The organism is Roseburia sp. OM04-10BH (assembly GCF_003462605.1).
GTDB classification, from domain to species: Bacteria; Bacillota; Clostridia; order Lachnospirales; family Lachnospiraceae; genus Roseburia_C; species Roseburia_C amylophila.
The window spans coordinates 14,903-33,218 of sequence record NZ_QTZI01000001.1; the positions used below are offsets into that span (position 1 = coordinate 14,903).

The 18,316-nt window shown below is 43.8% G+C and carries 15 protein-coding genes, 1 pseudogene and 1 riboswitch; of the genes and pseudogenes, 14 read left to right on the forward strand and 2 right to left on the reverse strand.

The annotated features are described in order from the left end of the window. Nucleotides 1-17 precede the first annotated feature (17 nt). The 12 genes and pseudogenes from cbiD (at nucleotide 18) to DXB43_RS00155 (ending at nucleotide 13,855) form a co-directional block, all read left to right on the forward strand. Nucleotides 18-1,127: a cobalt-precorrin-5B (C(1))-methyltransferase CbiD gene (cbiD, locus tag DXB43_RS00100; RefSeq protein ID WP_117945958.1), complete on the forward strand. Its 1,110-nt coding sequence runs from the start codon at nucleotides 18-20 to the stop codon at nucleotides 1,125-1,127. Then, nucleotides 1,124-1,885 (forward strand): precorrin-4 C(11)-methyltransferase, encoded by a 762-nt coding sequence (cobM, locus tag DXB43_RS00105; protein WP_117945960.1) that lies wholly within the window; start codon nucleotides 1,124-1,126, stop codon nucleotides 1,883-1,885. The genes cbiD and cobM overlap by 4 nt, the downstream gene beginning before the upstream one ends. Before the next feature lie 15 nt (nucleotides 1,886-1,900). Then, complete coding sequence (locus tag DXB43_RS00110; protein ID WP_243006613.1) at nucleotides 1,901-2,902, forward strand: cobalt-precorrin 5A hydrolase; 1,002 nt, start codon at nucleotides 1,901-1,903, stop codon at nucleotides 2,900-2,902. Continuing rightward, on the forward strand, nucleotides 2,892-3,629 hold the full coding sequence (gene cobJ, locus DXB43_RS00115) for a precorrin-3B C(17)-methyltransferase (RefSeq protein WP_117945962.1): 738 nt from the start codon (nucleotides 2,892-2,894) through the stop codon (nucleotides 3,627-3,629). The genes DXB43_RS00110 and cobJ overlap by 11 nt, the downstream gene beginning before the upstream one ends. Continuing rightward, nucleotides 3,626-5,758, forward strand: coding sequence for a precorrin-6A reductase (gene cobK, locus DXB43_RS00120; RefSeq protein ID WP_117945965.1), 2,133 nt, complete (start codon nucleotides 3,626-3,628; stop codon nucleotides 5,756-5,758). Before cobJ ends, cobK begins: the two co-directional genes overlap by 4 nt. Further along, on the forward strand, nucleotides 5,745-7,181 hold the full coding sequence (locus tag DXB43_RS00125) for a cobyrinate a,c-diamide synthase (protein ID WP_117945967.1): 1,437 nt from the start codon (nucleotides 5,745-5,747) through the stop codon (nucleotides 7,179-7,181). The genes cobK and DXB43_RS00125 overlap by 14 nt, the downstream gene beginning before the upstream one ends. A gap of 11 nt (nucleotides 7,182-7,192) precedes the next feature. After that, complete coding sequence (gene cobI / locus DXB43_RS00130; protein ID WP_118705007.1) at nucleotides 7,193-8,161, forward strand: precorrin-2 C(20)-methyltransferase; 969 nt, start codon at nucleotides 7,193-7,195, stop codon at nucleotides 8,159-8,161. A gap of 83 nt (nucleotides 8,162-8,244) precedes the next feature. Further along, nucleotides 8,245-8,455: riboswitch (cobalamin riboswitch) on the forward strand. Nucleotides 8,456-8,618: 163 nt separating this feature from the next. Continuing rightward, a pseudogene (locus tag DXB43_RS00135) lies at nucleotides 8,619-9,821 on the forward strand (sirohydrochlorin cobaltochelatase); the annotation flags it as partial. A gap of 464 nt (nucleotides 9,822-10,285) precedes the next feature. Further along, entirely contained in the window at nucleotides 10,286-10,534 is a 249-nt protein-coding gene (locus DXB43_RS00140; RefSeq protein WP_022244140.1) for a hypothetical protein, read from the forward strand. Between the two features lies 1 nt (nucleotide 10,535). Continuing rightward, entirely contained in the window at nucleotides 10,536-11,681 is a 1,146-nt protein-coding gene (locus tag DXB43_RS00145; RefSeq protein WP_022244139.1) for an ABC transporter substrate-binding protein, read from the forward strand. A 6-nt stretch (nucleotides 11,682-11,687) separates the two neighbouring features. Beyond that, nucleotides 11,688-12,692 (forward strand): FecCD family ABC transporter permease, encoded by a 1,005-nt coding sequence (locus DXB43_RS00150; protein WP_117841939.1) that lies wholly within the window; start codon nucleotides 11,688-11,690, stop codon nucleotides 12,690-12,692. Between the two features lie 56 nt (nucleotides 12,693-12,748). After that, entirely contained in the window at nucleotides 12,749-13,855 is a 1,107-nt protein-coding gene (locus DXB43_RS00155; protein ID WP_117946529.1) for an ABC transporter ATP-binding protein, read from the forward strand. Nucleotides 13,856-13,924: 69 nt separating this feature from the next. Here DXB43_RS00155 and DXB43_RS00160 read toward each other — a convergent pair whose 3' ends face one another. Further along, on the reverse strand, nucleotides 13,925-15,634 hold the full coding sequence (locus DXB43_RS00160; RefSeq protein ID WP_117945973.1) for a methyl-accepting chemotaxis protein: 1,710 nt from the start codon (nucleotides 15,632-15,634) through the stop codon (nucleotides 13,925-13,927). A 255-nt stretch (nucleotides 15,635-15,889) separates the two neighbouring features. Between DXB43_RS00160 and DXB43_RS00165 the strand changes: the two genes are divergently transcribed. Beyond that, nucleotides 15,890-16,423, forward strand: coding sequence for a histidine phosphatase family protein (locus tag DXB43_RS00165; protein ID WP_117945976.1), 534 nt, complete (start codon nucleotides 15,890-15,892; stop codon nucleotides 16,421-16,423). A gap of 23 nt (nucleotides 16,424-16,446) precedes the next feature. Then, a complete protein-coding gene (locus DXB43_RS00170; protein ID WP_199535070.1) occupies nucleotides 16,447-16,734 on the forward strand; it encodes a hypothetical protein in 288 nt (95 codons plus the stop codon). 1 nt (nucleotide 16,735) lies between these two features. Here the strand turns inward: DXB43_RS00170 and DXB43_RS00175 are convergent, their stop codons facing one another. After that, entirely contained in the window at nucleotides 16,736-18,229 is a 1,494-nt protein-coding gene (locus DXB43_RS00175; protein WP_117945978.1) for a hypothetical protein, read from the reverse strand. Nucleotides 18,230-18,316: the final 87 nt, after the last annotated feature.

Here is an 18,316-nt window from a genome sequence, read left to right on the forward strand (position 1 = left end):
AATCAGGGGGAAGAAAGATGCAATATGGGTTTACCTCCGGAAGCTGTGCCGCAGCCGCAGCAAAGGCAGCAGTCTATATGCTGTTGAGTGGAAGAAGAAAAACAGAGATTACCATTGAGACACCAAAGGGAATTCCCTACCATGCAACGGTGGAGCATATCAAAATTCAGGAAACAGAAGTTTCCTGCGCGGTACAGAAGGACGGCGGGGATGACCCGGATGTGACAACGGGGGCATGGATTTATGCAGCGGTGAGCATTTGTGAAGAAAATAACAATCAGATAGAAATAGATGGCGGCATCGGTGTTGGCAGGGTTACGCGGCCGGGATTAGACCAGCCGGTAGGAAATGCCGCAATTAATACGGTACCACGGCAGATGATTGCAAAAGAAGTATCAGAGGTCTGCCATCTGTTTGATTTTCAGGGCGGAATCAAAGTCGTAATTTCAGTGCCGGAAGGAGAACATCTTGCGGCGCAGACTTTTAATCCGAGACTTGGAATAAAGGGCGGAATCTCGATACTTGGAACCAGCGGGATTGTGGAGCCTATGAGTGATAAGGCATTGCTGGATACCATAGCAGTGGAATTGAAACAGAAGCAGGCAGAAGGTCATTCTATTGTTGCCATATCACCGGGCAACTACGGATTGGAATTTATGAAACGGACCTATGGTTATGATTTGGAGCGCAGTGTAAAATGCAGCAACTTTATCGGACAGACCATTGACATGGTAAAAGAACTTGGATTTTCCAAAATGCTCTTAACCGGTCATATCGGAAAGCTGATAAAGGTATCCGGCGGCATTATGAACACCCATTCCAGAGAGGCAGACTGCCGGATGGAGCTTCTGGCGGCGGCAGCAATCCGGGCGGGCGCAGAAGTGACATTGCTTCGGGAAATATTAGACTGCATTGGTACTGAGGATGCGGTAGACCGGATTAAAAAAGCCGGATTTTTAGAACCTGCCATGGAATATGTCATGGAAAAAATGGAAGACCATCTTAAGCATCGTGCCGGGGGTGGACTGGAAATAGAATGTATGGTTTATAGTAATGATATCGGACTTTTAGGTGTAACGCCGGGAGCAGAGGCATTATTAAAAGAACTGTTGGAGGAAAAGGAATGATTCATTTTGTTGGAGCAGGGTGCGGAGCACCGGATTTGATTACCGTAAGAGGAATGCATCTTTTGGAGAAAGCGGATGTGATTATCTATGCCGGTTCACTGGTAAATCCCAAGCTTTTAGACTATGCCAAAGCAGACTGTCAGGTATATAACAGTGCAGTGATGACCTTGGAAGAAGTCCTTGCAGTTATGGTGGAGGCAGAGCAGGAAGGAAAAGATGTGGTGCGGCTGCATACCGGAGAACCAAGCATATATGGAGCGGTGCAGGAGCAGATGCAGGAGCTGGATGCAAGAAAGCTAGCCTATGATTCTACGCCGGGAGTAAGTGCCTGCTTTGGAGCAGCGGCAGCCATGAATCTGGAGTATACCCTGCCGGATATTTCCCAGTCCCTTATCATTACCAGAATGGAGGGACGGACGGCGGTTCCGGAGAAAGAAAGCATTGAGGCATTTGCTGCCCATCAGTGTTCCATGGCAATCTATTTAAGCACCGGAATGTTGGAGAAGTTATCTGAGCGACTGATAAAGGGTGGCTATTCAAAGGATACCACTGCGGCACTGGCTTATAAGGTAAGCTGGCCGGAGGAAGAAATATATATCTGCACGGTAGAAACATTGGCACAGACAGCGGCAGAACATGGAATTACCAAAACGGCACTGGTTCTCGTTGGAGATGTCATTAACAAGAGCGGATACAGCAAATCCAGACTGTATGCAGAAGATTTCTCCACAGAATTCCGGGCAGCAAAAAAATCATAAGAAGGCGGAAAGAAAATGCAGTCATTGAAATGGAGTGTCATCAGCTTTACCGAAAAGGGAGCAGAGCTTGCCGAAAAGATAAAAAGACTTTCCAAAGAGCAGCAGCTTCCCTGTGAAATTCATACTTATCATGGCAGAAAACAGGTGGAAAATCTGAACGCATGGACAAAGGAGCAGTTTTCCCTAAGAAATGCAATCATTTTTATCGGAGCATGCGGAATTGCGGTGCGGACAATTGCCCCATTTCTTAAGGACAAGCTGACAGACAGTCCGGTGCTGGTACTGGATGAGGCAGGCAATTATGTCATTCCTCTTTTATCCGGGCATGTAGGAGGTGCCAATGAGATAGCACTTTTACTGGCAGAGTTATTAGGAGCAGTTCCGGTAATTACCACAGCGACCGACATTAATAATGCCTTTGCCATAGATGTATTTGCAAAAAAGCATGACCTATCCATTGATAAAAAAGAAGGCATTAAGAAGGTTTCTGCAAAGGTGCTGGAAAAAAAGAAGCTTTCCATGACAATCGCTTCGGAATATGCTGCCAAAGTGGATGTGGCAATCGGCACACCAGAGGATGGACAGAAGCCGGAGCCATTATTGACCTTAATCCCCAAAGAATATATTCTTGGAATCGGATGCAGAAGGAATAAAGAAGAACAGGAACTTAAGGCATTTGCAGAAAGCTGTTTAAAGGAAGCCGGAGTAGACTGGAAACAGATACGGGCGATTGCTTCGATTGATAAAAAGAAGGATGAGAAGGCAATTCTAAAACTTGCGGCAGAACATGGCATTCCATTTCTTGTCTTTGACGCAGAGACCTTAAGCCGGGTGCCCGGGACATTTGATACATCGGCATTCGTGGCAAGCCAGGTGGGCGTGGATAATGTCTGCGAGCGGGCAGCCATGGCAGCCTGCCGGGATAATGGAAGGCTGGTGCTTCAGAAAAGAGCGGAAAACGGAATGACACTTGCAATAGCAAAAGAAGATTGGAGACTGACTTTATATGAAGAATAAAATATGGATTGTTGGAATGGGACCGGGAAATGAAGAGATGATGACAGGCAGAGCCATCGAAGTATTAGAACAGGTGGACGTAATCATCGGATATACCGTATACCTTGATTTGTTAGGAGAACGTTTTCAAGACAAGGAATTTCTTTCCACGCCGATGCGGCAGGAAGAAAAACGCTGCAGAATGTGTTTTGAGGAAGCAGAAAAAGGCAAAAGCGTGGCAATGGTATGCAGCGGCGATGCCGGTGTCTATGGAATGGCATCACTGATGTATGAGATTGGAAAAGAATATCCGGCACTCTCACTGGAAGTGATACCGGGAATTACCGCAGCCAACAGCGGTGCGGCGGTTCTTGGAGCACCATTAAATCATGACTACTGTGTTATCAGTCTCAGTGACCTTATGACACCATGGGAGTTAATTGAAAAGAGGCTGATTATGGCAGCACGGGGAGATTTTGCTATTGCACTTTATAATCCGTCCAGCCGGAAGCGGGCAGACTATTTGGAAAGAGCATGTAAGATTCTGCTTCAGGAGATAGAACCGGAGCGCGCATGCGGTTATGTGGAAAATATCGGAAGAGACGGAGAAAGCACAGTTACCTGTACTTTAGAAGAATTACAGAGTAAATCAGTAAATATGTTTACTACCGTTTTTGTCGGAAATTCCAGAACCAGAATTCAGGATGGAAAATTAATCACACCAAGAGGCTATAAGATAGAGCAATGAAAAAGATCATCATTTTTTCAGGAACAACAGAAGGAAGAAAATTATCGGAGCTGATGGCGGCAGCAGGCATAGCCCACACCGTATCGGTGGCAACCGATTATGGAAAGCTGGTTATGAAGGCGCATCCGAAGGTGAAGATTCAGGAAGGACGCCTTTCCAAAGAAGCTATGTCAGAATTTCTAAGGAAAGAATCCTTTGACATTGTAATCGATGCCACTCATCCCTATGCGGTGGAAGTGACCAGAACCATAAAAAGCTGCGTTGCCGGAATGAAAGCGGATGGACTTGAGGTCACTTACTTACGGCTGAAACGGAGCATCCAGGCGTCAGAAGAAACGGGACTTCGTTTCTTTGACAGCAATGAAGCCTGCGCAGAAGCATTAAAGGAAATCAAGGGAAACATTCTTCTTACCACAGGAAGCAAGGAACTTTCTGCATATACCGCATCCGAAGAAGTAAAAAAACGTCTTTACGTCCGGGTACTGCCGGGGATGGAAAGTCTTGAAATCTGCCGGAGAGAAGGAATTCTGCCACAACAGATTCTGGCACTGCAGGGACCTTTTTCCGAAGAATTGAATGATGCACTGATTCATCAGTATGGGATAAAATGTATGGTAACAAAGCAGGGCGGCATTACCGGAGGCTTTTTGGAGAAAAAAGAAGCAGCTTTAAAAAATCGTATCCCGCTTTTGATCATTCGTCGGGAGGCAGCAGAGGAAGACGGACTTTCCTTTGATGCAGTCTGTGAGAAAATCGAAACATTAACAGGAGTAAACCTTTCCTTAAGACCGGCGGAGCTTATGATTACGCTGGCAGGAATCGGACCGGGGGATGCAGATATGATGACCGTCCGGTTAAAGGAAGCATTGGCAGAAGCGGACCTTGTATTAGGTGCGAAACGTCTGATAGAGGCAGTGACACCGAAGCTTGAGAAAGAGGCACTTTATCTGCCGGATAAAATCCTTCCATGGCTTAAGGAAAAGAGCAGACAGTATGCGGTGCATGAAAAACTGAAGGTAGTCATCCTTTTTTCCGGGGATATTGGTTTTTATAGTGGCTGGAGCAAGGTAAGAATCTGTCTGCAGGAAGCACTGCAAAAGGGCATACTTCATGGAACCTTGCAAAGCATTCCGGGCATTTCTTCCATTCAGATGATGGCAGCAGCCTGTGGCGTAAGCTGGGAAAATGCCGGAATTTACAGTATACATGGCAAAACAGATACGGATGGCTGGCAGGCAGAAGTGATACACAGGCTACATGAAAATGGGCGGCTGTTTCTTTTGGTATCCGGAGCAGAAGACATCCGGAAATTAGGAGCACTTTTTTCGGATAAAGAAGCTTGCAGAATTACAGTAGGGTACCAGTTATCTTATCCGCAGCAGAAGCTGATGGTGCTTACACCGGAAGCGTGCAAGAAGACACAACAGGAAGGATTGTATGTTGTCATGATAGAGCAGGAAGAACAGAAAGCGAATGAAGAATATGCGGAGCAGGGAAAGCGCAGGGAACAGGAAACGCAGGAAGAGCCGGCAACTTTGTCACCGGGAATCCCGGATGAAGCCTTTATTCGTGGGAAAGTTCCAATGACCAAAGGGGAAGTGCGTCAGGTCAGCCTTTGCAGCCTGCGGCTTCAGAAAGATTCGGTGCTTTATGATATTGGAAGCGGAACGGGGTCGATTGCTGTGGAAGCAGCCCATTTATCCAAAGGAATCAAAGTCTATGCCATTGAAAAGAAAGAAGAGGCGGTAGCACTTCTGGCACAGAATAAAGAGAAGTTTCAGGTAGCAAATATGGAGATTATCCGGGGAACGGCACCGGAGGCATGCAATGGATTAGAGGAACCGACACATGTTTTTATCGGGGGAAGCGGTGGACACCTGATGGAAATTTTAGAAGTACTGGCAGCAAAAAAGAGAGGAATAAGAGTTGTAATGAATGCTATAAGTCTTGAGACGGTGGCAGAATTCAAACAGGTAAAAGAACGGTTTTCGGTATGCAATTTTGAAATGATTCAGATGCAGGTCAGCCGTTATCATGAGCTTGGTTCTTATTATATGCCAAAGGCAGAAAATCCGGTTATGATATGTTCCTTTGATTTGCAGGGAGGAGAAGCGGATGCAGAAGCGTAAAGGAGTAGTTCTTGCAGCACCGAAAAGCGGCAGTGGAAAGACACTGATTACCTGTGCGTTAATCGAAGCCTTGAAAGAAGCAGGAGTCAATGTCTGCACATTTAAGTGCGGACCGGATTATATAGACCCGATGTTTCACCGGACGATTTTAGGTGTGCCGGGTGGGAATCTGGATACTTATTTTACCGGCGAAGCAAAGACAAAAGAGATATTTATGGAAGAGACACCGGAAGATGCATTTGCAGTGGTAGAGGGTGTCATGGGGCTTTATGACGGACTTGGCGGAATTTTAGAAGAAGGTTCCACCTATCACCTGGCAAAAGCAATTTCTCTGCCGGTGATTCTGGTAATTGATGCACATGGCATGGGAAGAACGATACTTCCACTGATACAGGGACTTTTATCCTATGACAAAGCCGGAATCATAAAGGGCGTGATACTAAACCGGGTCAGTAAAATGTTCTATGCGTCATTAAAAGAGTTAATCGAAACCGAATTATCCATAGAAGTGCTGGGCTGTTTTAGCGAACAGAAGGAGCTTCATCTGGAGAGCCGCCACTTAGGCTTAAAACTTCCGGAAGAAAAGCGTGATTTAAAAGAACAGGTATGCCGCGGGGCAGACAGCTTAAAAGAAACGGTATCGATAGAGCGGATTTTAGCAATTGGGGGAGCCGGAGAAAAGGATGCGGCATCCCCAAAAGTTGATAGTCATGAAAACAAAGTGACATATCAGAGAGCAGATATCAAAGAAAATGACACCCATGAAAGTAAACTCCGCCTTGCCATCGCAAGAGATGAGGCATTTTGTTTTTATTATCAGGAGAACCTGAAACTGCTTTCAAAAAGGGGCTTTGAGCTGATGCCGTTTTCTCCCCTGCATGATAAGAAATTGCCGGAGCATATCAGCGGATTACTGTTAGGCGGGGGATATCCGGAACTTTTTGCAAAGAAATTATCCGAAAATGACAGCATGAAGACAGACATCCGGGAAGCCATCCGGGGCGGACTTCCGTCACTGGCAGAATGTGGCGGGTTTCTTTATCTTCATAAATCACTGAAGGATATGGAAGGCAGACAATATTCCATGGCGGGCGTAATTGATGCAGATGCAGATTACCGGGGAAAACTGGTGCGTTTTGGCTATGTGGAGCTTACCGAGAAAGAGAGCTGTTTCCTGCCGGAAAAAGAAGGAATCCGGGGACACGAATTCCATTATTTTGACAGTACGGAAAATGGAACGGACTGCGTGGCAAAAAAACCGACCGGAAACAGAAGGTGGGAATGTGTCTGGGAAGGAGAAAACCACTGGTGGGGATTTCCTCATCTTTATTATCCGTCCAACCCTTCTTTTGTGGAGCATTTCTATCAGCAGGCAGGATTGTATCAACAATCGAAATTGAAGCAAAAAGATAATTTGAAGTAAGAGGAAGACAGATGCAGAAAGAAAAAGCACAGAGTGGAATTTTATATGGAATTGGAGTAGGACCGGGGGAGCCGGAGCTTTTGACCCATAAAGCAGTTCAGGTGATAGAATGCTGCGATACCATAGTAGTGCCGTCCGAATCGATAGAAGAGTGTAATGCTTTTCAGATTGTAGAAAAACTGGTGCCGGACATACGGAAGCATCAGCTTGTGGCATGGAATTTTCCCATGACCAGAGATGAGAAAAAGTTAGAAGAAGCCCATGATAAGATATGCGAAAATATAGAAGCATATCTTGCAAGGGGAGAAAAGGTTGCCTTTTTAACGCTGGGGGATCCGGCAATTTATTCCACCTATACTTATCTTTCACAGAAAATCGAAGAGCATGGTGGCCATACGGAAATGGTCAGCGGGGTACCGTCTTTTTGTGCAGTGGCAGCAAGACTTGGTATTTCGCTGGGAGAAAAGGAAGAGCAGATTCATATTATTCCCGGTTCCTATGAGATAGAAGAATCGAGACAATTTTCCGGCACCAGAATCTATATGAAGTCCGGAAGGAAGCTGAAGCAGTTAAAAGAAATGCTGCAAAAGGAAAGCACCATCCGTCCGTTAGAAGTGTATAGTGTTTCCGATTGTGGAAAAGAGGAAGAAAAAGTCTTTTCCGGTGTGGATAACATACCGGAAAACAGCGGATATTTTACCATCGTGATTGTAAAGACCAAAGATGAGCCGGTGCATAACAGCAGCCGCTTTTTCGAGAATCGTGCATGCGCTTATTATCCATGCCATAGGGACATTGAGCAGATTAACTGTATGTTCTGCTACTGCCCGATGTATGAAATGGAGCATTGTCCGGGAACACCGGAGTACAAAGAGACAAATGGCAGAAAACTTAAGATTTGTACCAACTGCACGTATCCCCATCAGGCAGAACATTATGATGCCATTATGAAGGTACTGACCCACCGGCTGAAAGGCTAGAGAACTTTTTAAGGGTGAAGTTTGTTGAGGCTGGGTGAACTATGGCTTGTGAAAAAATAAAAAGTGTGTTAGTATAGTAGCGATTTCATAGAAAGATAACCGGTGCCTGCAATGAAATTCATTCATATGCAGGGTAAAAGGGAAACAGGTGTAAATCCTGTACGAACTCGTCACTGTAAGAAGGGAGTAACGTAGTCAGGCTTTTAAAAGCGCCACTGATGCACAGACATTGGGAAGGTGATTACGGAGCGTTAATCTTTGAGTCAGGAAACCTGCCGTTTATCTGGTACGGGAAGAGATTCCGGGTCACGAGTAATTGGCTGTACTGTTTGATAACAAGGGAAATCCGTAAAGCGTATTTCCTGTAGTTAGTATGTCATTTACTTCGTTCATAGCAATATGGAACGGAGTTTTTTCATGTGTAAATGAAACCAGAACATGAGAAAAGGAGAAAAAAATGAAAAAGAAAGCATTGACTGTAGTTCTTACACTTACTATGGCAGCAACCATGTTTGCGGGATGTGGTGATAAGAAAACAACAGGGACAACTGAAACAACAGAAGCTGTTTCGACAGAAGATGAAAAGGATGATCAGGCAAAAGCAGATGAGGTAGCAGCACTGATTGATGCAATTTATGTGCAGGAAAGAACTGATGAGACAGATGCACAGTGTAAGGCAGCAAAAGAAGCATGGGATGCACTGACAGATGCTCAGAAGGAACTGGTATCCGGAGAAAATGCAGACCCGGATTACTTTGGAAGAGATACCGGAGATGCATCAAAGGATGATCCTTTAAATCAGGATGATATTGGAGAGAATGAGCTTTTGGTAGTAAGCTTTGGTACATCCTTTAATGACAGCCGCGCAACAGATATCGGCGGCATTGAAAAAGCATTACAGGAAGCAAATCCTGACTGGTCTGTAAGAAGAGCATTTACAGCACAGATTATTATTAACCATATACAGGCCCGTGATGATGAAAAAATCGATAACATGGATCAGGCATTAGAGCGTGCGGTAGACAATGGCGTTAAGAATCTTGTGGTACAGCCGACCCATTTAATGCATGGTGCAGAATATGATGAACTGGTAGAAGCAATTGAGAAGTATCAGGATAAATTTGAAACAGTCCGTATCGCAGAACCTCTGTTAGGTGAAGTTGGAAGTGATGCAACTGTAATCAACGAAGACAAGGCTGCCGTTGCAGAAGCAATTACAGCAGAAGCAGTTAAACTTGCTGGATATGACAGCATGGATGCTGCAGCAGAAGACGGAACAGCATTTGTATTTATGGGACATGGCACTTCCCATACAGCAAATGTAACTTATGACCAGATGCAGACCCAGTTAGAAAAACTGAATTATAAGAATGCATTCGTTGGAACCGTAGAAGGTGAACCGGAAGATACCGCATGTGAAGCTGTTATTGAAAAGGTAAAAGAAGCAGGATACAAAAAAGTAATTCTTCGTCCGTTAATGGTTGTTGCCGGAGACCATGCAAACAACGATATGGCTGGAGATGATGAAGATTCCTGGAAGAGCCAGTTTGAAGCATCCAAAGCATTTGACAGTGTAGATACACAGATTGAAGGTCTTGGAAGAATCAAAGCAGTCCAGGATATTTATGTAGCACATACAAAGGCTGCTTTAGAGGCAGAACCACTTGCAACAGCAGGTGGTTCCAATTCCTCTGCAGCCTTAGAGGATGGAACTTATACCGTAGACTTCAACACAGACAGCACAATGTTTCACGTAAATGAAGCAAAAGAAGGCAAGGCAGAACTTACGGTAAAGGATGGAAAAATGACAGCACATATCACACTTCCATCTAAGAACATTGTAAATTTATTTGTTGGAACAGCAGCAGATGCACAGAAAGATGGTGCGAAGCTTCTTGATCCTACTACAGATACGGTAGAATACAGTGATGGAACCAGCGAAGAAGTATACGGCTTTGATGTTCCGGTTCCTGCAGTGGATGAAGACTTTGACCTTGCATTAATTGGAACAAAGGGAAAATGGTACGACCACAAAGTATCTGTTTCTAATCCTGAAAAAAAAAATTAGCTGATGGCTCTTATGAGGCAGAAGTAACTTTAGGGGGCGGAACCGGAAGAGCAACGGTGGATTCACCGGCGAAGGTTGTGATAAAAGATGGAAAAATTACTGCAACCGTTGTGTGGAGCAGTCCAAACTATGATTACATGTTAGTAGATGGAACAAAGTATCTGAATGAGAACAAGGGCGGAAATTCCACCTTTACGATTCCGGTATCCGGCTTTGACTGTGACATTGCAGTAGTGGGTGATACTGTTGCAATGAGCACACCTCATGAAATTGAATATACATTGAATTTTAAACTGGTAAAATAAAATGCAGAAAAAACGAATTATGATAGTGAGCGTTATCTGTATACTTCTTCTGACTCTTTGTGCCTGTGGTACAAAGAAGCAGGAGAAAAAAGCAGATACCGTAGATTTTAGTTCTCTCAGCAAGACTGGGAGTATGGAATTAAATTATGCAACACAGTATAGTGTCGATGAATATGACGGGTACAAAATGATTACGATCGTGGATGACGGTCGTTTTTTGCTTATTCCGGAGGGCGTGGTGGTGCCGCAGAATATCCCGGAGGATGTTACGGTTTTACAGCAGCCGCTGGATAAAACATATCTGGTATCCACTTCTGTCATGGATTTGGTAAGACAGATTGATGCCATGTCAGATATCCGGCTCTCCGGAACGAAGGAAGATGGCTGGTATGTAGAAGAAGCCAGGGAAGCCATGGAGGAAGGAGACATTTTATATGCAGGAAAATACAGTGCTCCGGACTATGAAATGATTCTGGATGAAGGCTGTAATCTGGCAATTGAAAATACAATGATTTATCATAACCCGGAAGTAAAAGAAAAGTTGGAAGAACTTGGAATCCCTGTACTTGTGGAGCGTTCCAGCTATGAATCACACCCATTGGGCAGACTGGAATGGATCCGTTTATATGGAGTATTATTTGATAAAGAGGAAGAAGCAGATTCTTTCTATGAAGCAGAATTAGAAAAATTAGAGCCGATTATGAAGAAAGAAAGCTGCAATGTAACAGTAGCATTTTTCAGTGTGACAGCAAACGGAACAATCAGTGTGCGGAAATCAAATGATTATGTAGCGCAGATGATTGCTCTTTCCGGTGGAACCTATGTGCCGGAACAACTGGCGGGCGAAGAAGAAAATGCACTTTCCACAATGAATATACAGATGGAGGATTTCTATGCAGATGCAAAGAATGCCGATATCTTAATATATAACAGTACAATTGAAGGTGAAATCAGTACGCTGGAGGAATTGAAGCAGAAGAATGCACTGTTTGCAGATTTTCAGGCAGTACAGGATGGAAATGTCTATTGTACCACAAATAATTTCTTCCAGAAATCCACGGCAATCGGAGATTTTATGGAAGATCTGAATAAAATAATTCGGAATACAGATACAGAAGAAGCAGGATATTTAAAGAAGCTGAGGTAAAAGAAAATGAAGCGGTATGCAGTCTCTTTTATAACAATTATTATATTGCTGGTGGGATTAATTCTTTGGAATATTGGTTCTGGAAGTATTTCGATTTCCTGGGATGAGCTTTGGAATATTTTACTGAAACAGACAGAAGAAGGCACCGCTTATCATATTATCTGGGATATCAGACTGCCACGGATTCTTGCTGCTGTCATGCTGGGGGGAGCATTGTCCATTTCCGGATTTTTACTGCAGACTTTTTTTGGAAATCCAATTGCAGGTCCGTATGTGCTTGGAATTTCTTCCGGTGCCAAACTTATGGTAGCACTGGCAATGATTTATCTTCTGGGAAGGGGCATTGCAATCAGTTCTTTTGGAATGGTAGCAGCAGCCTTTGCCGGCTCACTTCTGGCAATGGGATTTGTACTTTTAATTTCCATGAAGGTACATAGAATGTCTCTTCTGATTGTATGCGGAATTCTAATCGGATATATCTGCTCGGCAATTACAGACATCTGTGTTACTTTTGCAGATGATTCGAATATCGTAAATTTGCACAACTGGTCCCAGGGCAGCTTCTCCGGAATGAACTGGTCGAATATCCTGATGATATTTATCCTGACCTTGCTGTCCTTTCTTGCGGCAATGTTTCTTGCAAAGCCGATTGGTGCCTATCAGATGGGAGAGACTTATGCCAGAAATATGGGTGTTAATATAACGGTACTCCGGGTAAGCCTGATTCTGTTATCCAGCTTATTGTCGGCTTGTGTAACAGCTTTTGCAGGGCCGATTTCCTTTGTAGGAATTGCAGTGCCACATCTGATAAAATCTGCCACAGGAACAGCAAAACCACTGGTGCTGATACCGGGCTGCTTTCTGGGGGGAGCGGTAGTGACACTGTTTTGTGATGGAATCGCAAGAACACTCTTTGCACCGACAGAAGTAAGTATCAGTACCGTTACAGCGGTCTTTTTGGTTCCGGTGGTAATTGTAATGATGCTGCGCAGACAGGAGGAGCGGGGATGACAAAACAGATGGCAGGAAAAGCAGAGTACACAGAGAAAGAACGCATGGCAGGAAAAATGAAATCTTCTGAAAGAAAACAGGGGCTTGTAACAGACAAATTCACAGTTGGATATGGAAAAAAGGTCATTCTTTCGAATGTCAATCTGATGGCAGAGCCGGGAAGGGTATTGACATTGATTGGTCCCAATGGTTCCGGTAAATCTACGATTCTAAAGAGTATTGTAAAGCAGTTGAAATCCCTTGGTGGTGTAGTATACCTGAACGGGAAAGCAACCTCGGAAATGAAAGAGGCAGAAATTGCAAAGAGCCTTTCCATGGTAATGACAGAGCATATTCATCCGGAACTGATGTCCTGCCGGGATGTGGTTGCAACCGGGCGATATCCCTATACCGGAAGACTTGGAATCTTAGATAAGCAGGACTGGAAACTGGTGGATGAGGCAATTACCATGGTTCATGCGGAAGAGGTGGCAGAGCAGTCATTTACAAGAATCAGTGACGGACAGAGACAGCGTGTTATGTTGGCGAGAGCCATCTGTCAGGATACAGCAATCCTGGTATTGGATGAACCTACCTCTTATCTGGATATCCGCTATAAGCTTGATATTTTAAACAGCATCCGGAAACTGGCAAGGGAACGGAATATAGCAGTAATTATGTCACTGCATGAACTTGACCTGGTACAGAAAGTATCGGATATGGTAGCCTGTGTAGATGGGACCACCGTCAGCCATATTGGACCACCGGAGGAAATCTTTCAGGGTTCGCTGGTACAGAAGCTTTATGGAATTGAGGAAAAGAACTTTGATTCCATGCTTGGAATCATGCAGATGCCGGGAAATAAAGCTGCCCCGAACGTATTCGTAATCGGAGGCGGTGGTGCTGCAATACCAACTTATTACAGACTGCAGAGAGAACATATTCCATTTGCAGCAGGAATCTTATTTGAAAATGACGTAGAATATCCTGTTGCAACGGCACTGGCATCAAAAGTCATTACTGCAAAAGCTTTTTATCCGATGGAAGAAGCACAACTGGAAGAAGCAAAGAAAATACTTACGGGTTGTGAAACCTGTATTTGCACCTGCGAGAATTTCGGACCTTATAATATGTTAAATAAAGAACTGCGAAGCCTGGCAGAAGAACAGGGAAAATTGAAATAAAGAAATTGGAATAAAAGAAAAGCCCATGGAATCAAAGTTGTTTTATGATTTCATGGGCTTTGGTATATTTTACTGTTCAGTGTCTTCTGGTAAGATGAATTTTCCAACAAGTTCATCTAAGGAAGTTGCCTGTGCAGATAACTCCTGGCTGGTAGCAGAGGTCTCTTCTGCGGATGCGGAGTTGGACTGAACTACCTCAGAAATCTGGTTTACACCCTGTTCTGCCTGATCCATGGCATTTGCCTGAGTCTTAGCAACATCACTGATGTGCTTGGAAGATTCAGCAATCTGCTGGATACCATTTACAACGTTTCCGATAGATTCAGCAGCATGGTCTGCAGCAGCATTACCTTCAGCAATCTCCTGAAGGGCACCTTCGATTAAGTCTCTGGTATCTACAGCAGATTTGGTTGTCTGCTCTGCAAGCTGACGAATCTGGTCAGCAACAACGGCGAATCCACGTCCTGCTTCGCCGGCTCTTGCAGCCTCGATAGAAGCATTCAGAGAAAGTAAGTTGGTCTGGGAAGCAATATCTTCGATTTCAGAAATAATATTTCCAATCTTCTTAGAAGTTTCATCAATACGTGCCATAGCATCAACCATGGCTTTCATTTCAGCACTGCTGTCTTCTGCTTCAGCAGCATACTGCTTTGCCTGATCATAAGCAATCTGAGCCTGATCAGCGGACTGTTCAATATTACTTGTAATATCAGTGATTGTTGCCTGAAGCTGTTGTACGGCACCGGCCTGCTCAGTAGCACCTTCTGCCATACTCTGGGAAGATTCTGCAAGGTTCATGGAACCGGCAGAAACCTGGGAAGAAGCTTCTCCAATCATCTGGATAGTATGTACCATTGCATCACGCATGCCACGCATTGCGGTCAGTAACTGTTCGAAGTCACCGACATATTTGTCGGAATGCTCGGACTGGATGGTGTAATCACCATTTGCCATGCCCTCCATCAGAACACCTACATCAGTGATGACTGCGTTCAGTGTTTCAGCCATTTCAGTAGAAGTGGCTGCAATACTTGCAACTTCATCGTTGGATTTCACCTCCGGGAAAGGGTCATGTAAATTACCCTGTGCAAAAGTGCTAAGACGATTCTCCAGTGCGACTAAAGGTTTTGAAATTCCCTTTGCAATGGAAGCTCCCATCTTGGAAGAAACAAGGATGGATACAATAATAATTACAGCAATGATAATGATAAAAATAAGGGTAACAACAGAAAGTGTATCTGCTAAATGATCTCCTTCTGTTACTTTGGTATTCATCAAGTCCCTCATTCCGGAATAGATTTCATCATATAATGGGGCTACTTCATCAATCATTATATTCTGGGCTTTTGCACTCTGACCCGGGTCGGTTGTTTTGCCGGTATCAATTGCTTTCTGCTCAGTAGTCCAGTAATCTTCCAGCTTGGCATCAATGGAATCATAGATTTCCTGCTCTTTGCTGGTGGTAGTAACTTCATCTACAAGTTCCCAATACTGTTCAAAAGTGGCCTTTCTTTCGTCATGGGTATCGGACATCTGACTAATCAGACTGTCATCATCATATCCGACAATAGCACGGGTGGCAGATCTGGTATCGGTAAAGGCAACCATTGCTTTGCCGATGTCACCCTGTGAAAAACCATAATTGTTCAGGGCATTCTTATACAGAGTCATGGTTACAATCAGCATAACCACACCAAGGGCGGCTGCGATGGAGCAGGTTGTCACGATAATACGGAATGCCTTCCCCAGACGGTTTCTAATTTTAAGATTCTCAAACATAACGTTCCTCCTTCGTTATATACAATGGCACTATGGCACCAATTGCGTTATGCAACAGTAAAAGTAAAAGCGAAAATCTAAATATTTATCATAATTTTACTACTTTATGGGAAATATGTCAAAATTATTCAGACAATAAGTGACTTGGAAACTGATTATTCCTCAAATTTGTTTAAACATATGAAAATTGACATTTTTCCGGTGAACCGCTAAAATGACGAAGAACATAAATAAGGCATTAAGGGAGAAAACAGTATGGGATATGTATATTTTGTCCGGCACGGACAGACCATATGGAATGTAGAAAATAGGATATGTGGTGCAACAGATATTGCACTGACTGAGCTTGGACATAAGCAGGCAATTGAGACCGGAAAGAAAATATTAGAAGAAGGCATAAAGGCGGATGAAATATTATATTCCCCATTAATCCGGGCAAAAGATACTGCATTGCATATTTCGGAAATTACCGGAATTCCGGCAAGGGAAGAGCTTCGTTTAAAAGAGCAGAACTTTGGCAGATTTGAATCCACACCGCGGGATGGAGCAGAATTTAAGATTGCAAAGGGACAGTTTATCACCCGCTATGACGGCGGAGAATCCATGCTGCATCTGGCACAGAGAATTTACAATCTTCTGGACGAAGTAACAGCTTCCGATAAGACTTATATTCTGGTGGCACACAATGGCATATCAAGAGTTGTGCAGTCCTATTTTTATGAAATGACCAATGAAGAATATGCTGCATTTGGCGTGAAGAACTGTGCCATATTAAAATATGAATTCTAAGAGACGAAGGGCAGGAATGGAAAATGAAACCGAAGTCGGAAAAGAGTATAGAGCTTTATCATATCATGACAGAGCGGGGGTATCCGGAAGAATTCTGTGATGTCATTACCCGGAATCTGAATACGGATTTTACAGCACAGAGGATGTTATGGTATTTATCACACTATGAATATCTGCCGGAGGGTGAAATTGTAGATGAAATACTTGCCATTTTAAGTGACCGGAATGCGATTATGCAGAAAAAAGAATTAGAAAAAACCAACGCTGCATGGAATGAATTCCTGCAGCATGGTTTTGAAGAAAAAGAATAGTTCATCGGATTAATTTCATATCTTCGATAATAAAAGTCTTATCTTCCATATGATATTCGCTGTGACAGAATGGACAATACCGCTGTCGTACTGCATCAAAGCTGGCACCGCAGCTATTACAGATAACGGAACTGATGGAGAATCCAGGTGGTTCCGGAGTGGAAATATTTCGCAAAAGAGTGACATCAATACAGTCACCGGTTTTGGAAATATTTCCATTTTTTTCGCTGTAATTTATCCACCAGGTTCGTAAGGTCATATGCAGCTGATGGTTTTCCACGGACAGATTTCTCAGTGTCATGCCACTGGTATAAGTCATTTCAATGATATCTTTGAAACGCTCGTCTAATGTACCACCACGATAGGAAGAAAGCGTGGATGGGTCATTGGAAAATACCGCCATGCGTACAAGAGAAATCATCTGGCCTTCAAACTTTTCATAAGAGAAATTCGGATCATAACGAAGCATCGTATCCTTTAACTTCCGTTTCGTACGTAGAAAGCCAAAAGCCGAAATATGTTTCATGCCATCCCGGTTGCCAAGCCCCATAAGAAGCAGCAAATCTCCTAACAGCAAGCCTAAGAATCCGCCACCAATCAGTGCGGCAAGATAAGCAGAGAACAGTGCCAGAGGAAGAATTTCCTGTTTTCCAATGAGAAAGAATGGGAAGAATCCAGCAAAAAATACCAGCATGGTAAGTAAAATGGTATTGTGAAATACCTGCATATTCCGGTTGGAGGATGGATTTATTACAAAGGATAAATTCATGACACGGGGAAATAAATCCGTTATGCGAAATTTTGTACCGCAGTAAGGACAGCCTTCCGTCAGATTGGAAACCAGATTAACGGCACCACAGCTTGGACAGGTTGCGGTAATAAAGGGAAGCTGCTGTTCGTTAGGGCTGTGTACAATTGTTTCATACATAACCTGCTCGGTATCACGGGAATAGAGTTCGCCGGAAGCATTGGAAAAAGAGAACTTATGGCGGATTTCTTCATAAGTTGTATCCGAGGTATACCAGGCACTTTTGTGACTGAGACAGGCAGTGCCGTAGGTATTGCCTTTTCCCGGAATGACACGGTTTTTCATACGAAGGCCCTTTTCCTTAAGACGCTCCTGCTGCAATTTCAAAAAATATGTAATATCACCATCACAGCTTACCGGAGGAGTTCCATCTTCATTCCACTGGTTATATTCTTTGGCAAACCGGTCATACATGCCTCGGCCTTTGTCCCAGGCGGGTTCGTAGTCCCGGAAAGCTTTGGCGTCTTTATGGAATTTCAATAATCGAAAACAGCCGAAGATACCAGGGATAATACCGGCAGCAAGCAGCAGATAACGAGGCATCAGATTAAGCTCTGTAACGGTAATGCAGGAAATAAGAATGGTTCCTAGGGCAATGAAGAAGATGCCCTGTGCCAGATATTTCCGGTCTGGTTCTGCTGCTTCAAAGGTACGTTTTTTACTGGATAGGTTGGATAAGATACTCATGGAGACTCCTTTCTGAAGGGTTTCTTAAAGTTAAAATAAGCATTTGATAAGTCACTATTAAGTTAGTACTGCTCATTATAGCATATT

Excerpts from the sequence above, each read along its gene's own strand:
- cbiD (WP_117945958.1), top strand. The coding sequence starts at position 18 with ATGCAATATGGGTTTACCTCCGGAAGCTGTGCCGCAGCCGCAGCAAAG.
- cobM (WP_117945960.1), top strand. The coding sequence starts at position 1,124 with ATGATTCATTTTGTTGGAGCAGGGTGCGGAGCACCGGATTTGATTACC.
- DXB43_RS00110 (WP_243006613.1), top strand. The coding sequence starts at position 1,901 with ATGCAGTCATTGAAATGGAGTGTCATCAGCTTTACCGAAAAGGGAGCA.
- cobJ (WP_117945962.1), top strand. The coding sequence starts at position 2,892 with ATGAAGAATAAAATATGGATTGTTGGAATGGGACCGGGAAATGAAGAG.
- cobK (WP_117945965.1), top strand. The coding sequence starts at position 3,626 with ATGAAAAAGATCATCATTTTTTCAGGAACAACAGAAGGAAGAAAATTA.
- DXB43_RS00125 (WP_117945967.1), top strand. The coding sequence starts at position 5,745 with ATGCAGAAGCGTAAAGGAGTAGTTCTTGCAGCACCGAAAAGCGGCAGT.
- cobI (WP_118705007.1), top strand. The coding sequence starts at position 7,193 with ATGCAGAAAGAAAAAGCACAGAGTGGAATTTTATATGGAATTGGAGTA.
- DXB43_RS00145 (WP_022244139.1), top strand. The coding sequence starts at position 10,536 with ATGCAGAAAAAACGAATTATGATAGTGAGCGTTATCTGTATACTTCTT.
- DXB43_RS00150 (WP_117841939.1), top strand. The coding sequence starts at position 11,688 with ATGAAGCGGTATGCAGTCTCTTTTATAACAATTATTATATTGCTGGTG.
- DXB43_RS00155 (WP_117946529.1), top strand. The coding sequence starts at position 12,749 with ATGAAATCTTCTGAAAGAAAACAGGGGCTTGTAACAGACAAATTCACA.
- DXB43_RS00160 (WP_117945973.1), bottom strand. The coding sequence starts at position 15,634 with ATGTTTGAGAATCTTAAAATTAGAAACCGTCTGGGGAAGGCATTCCGT.
- DXB43_RS00165 (WP_117945976.1), top strand. The coding sequence starts at position 15,890 with ATGGGATATGTATATTTTGTCCGGCACGGACAGACCATATGGAATGTA.
- DXB43_RS00170 (WP_199535070.1), top strand. The coding sequence starts at position 16,447 with ATGAAACCGAAGTCGGAAAAGAGTATAGAGCTTTATCATATCATGACA.
- DXB43_RS00175 (WP_117945978.1), bottom strand. The coding sequence starts at position 18,229 with ATGAGTATCTTATCCAACCTATCCAGTAAAAAACGTACCTTTGAAGCA.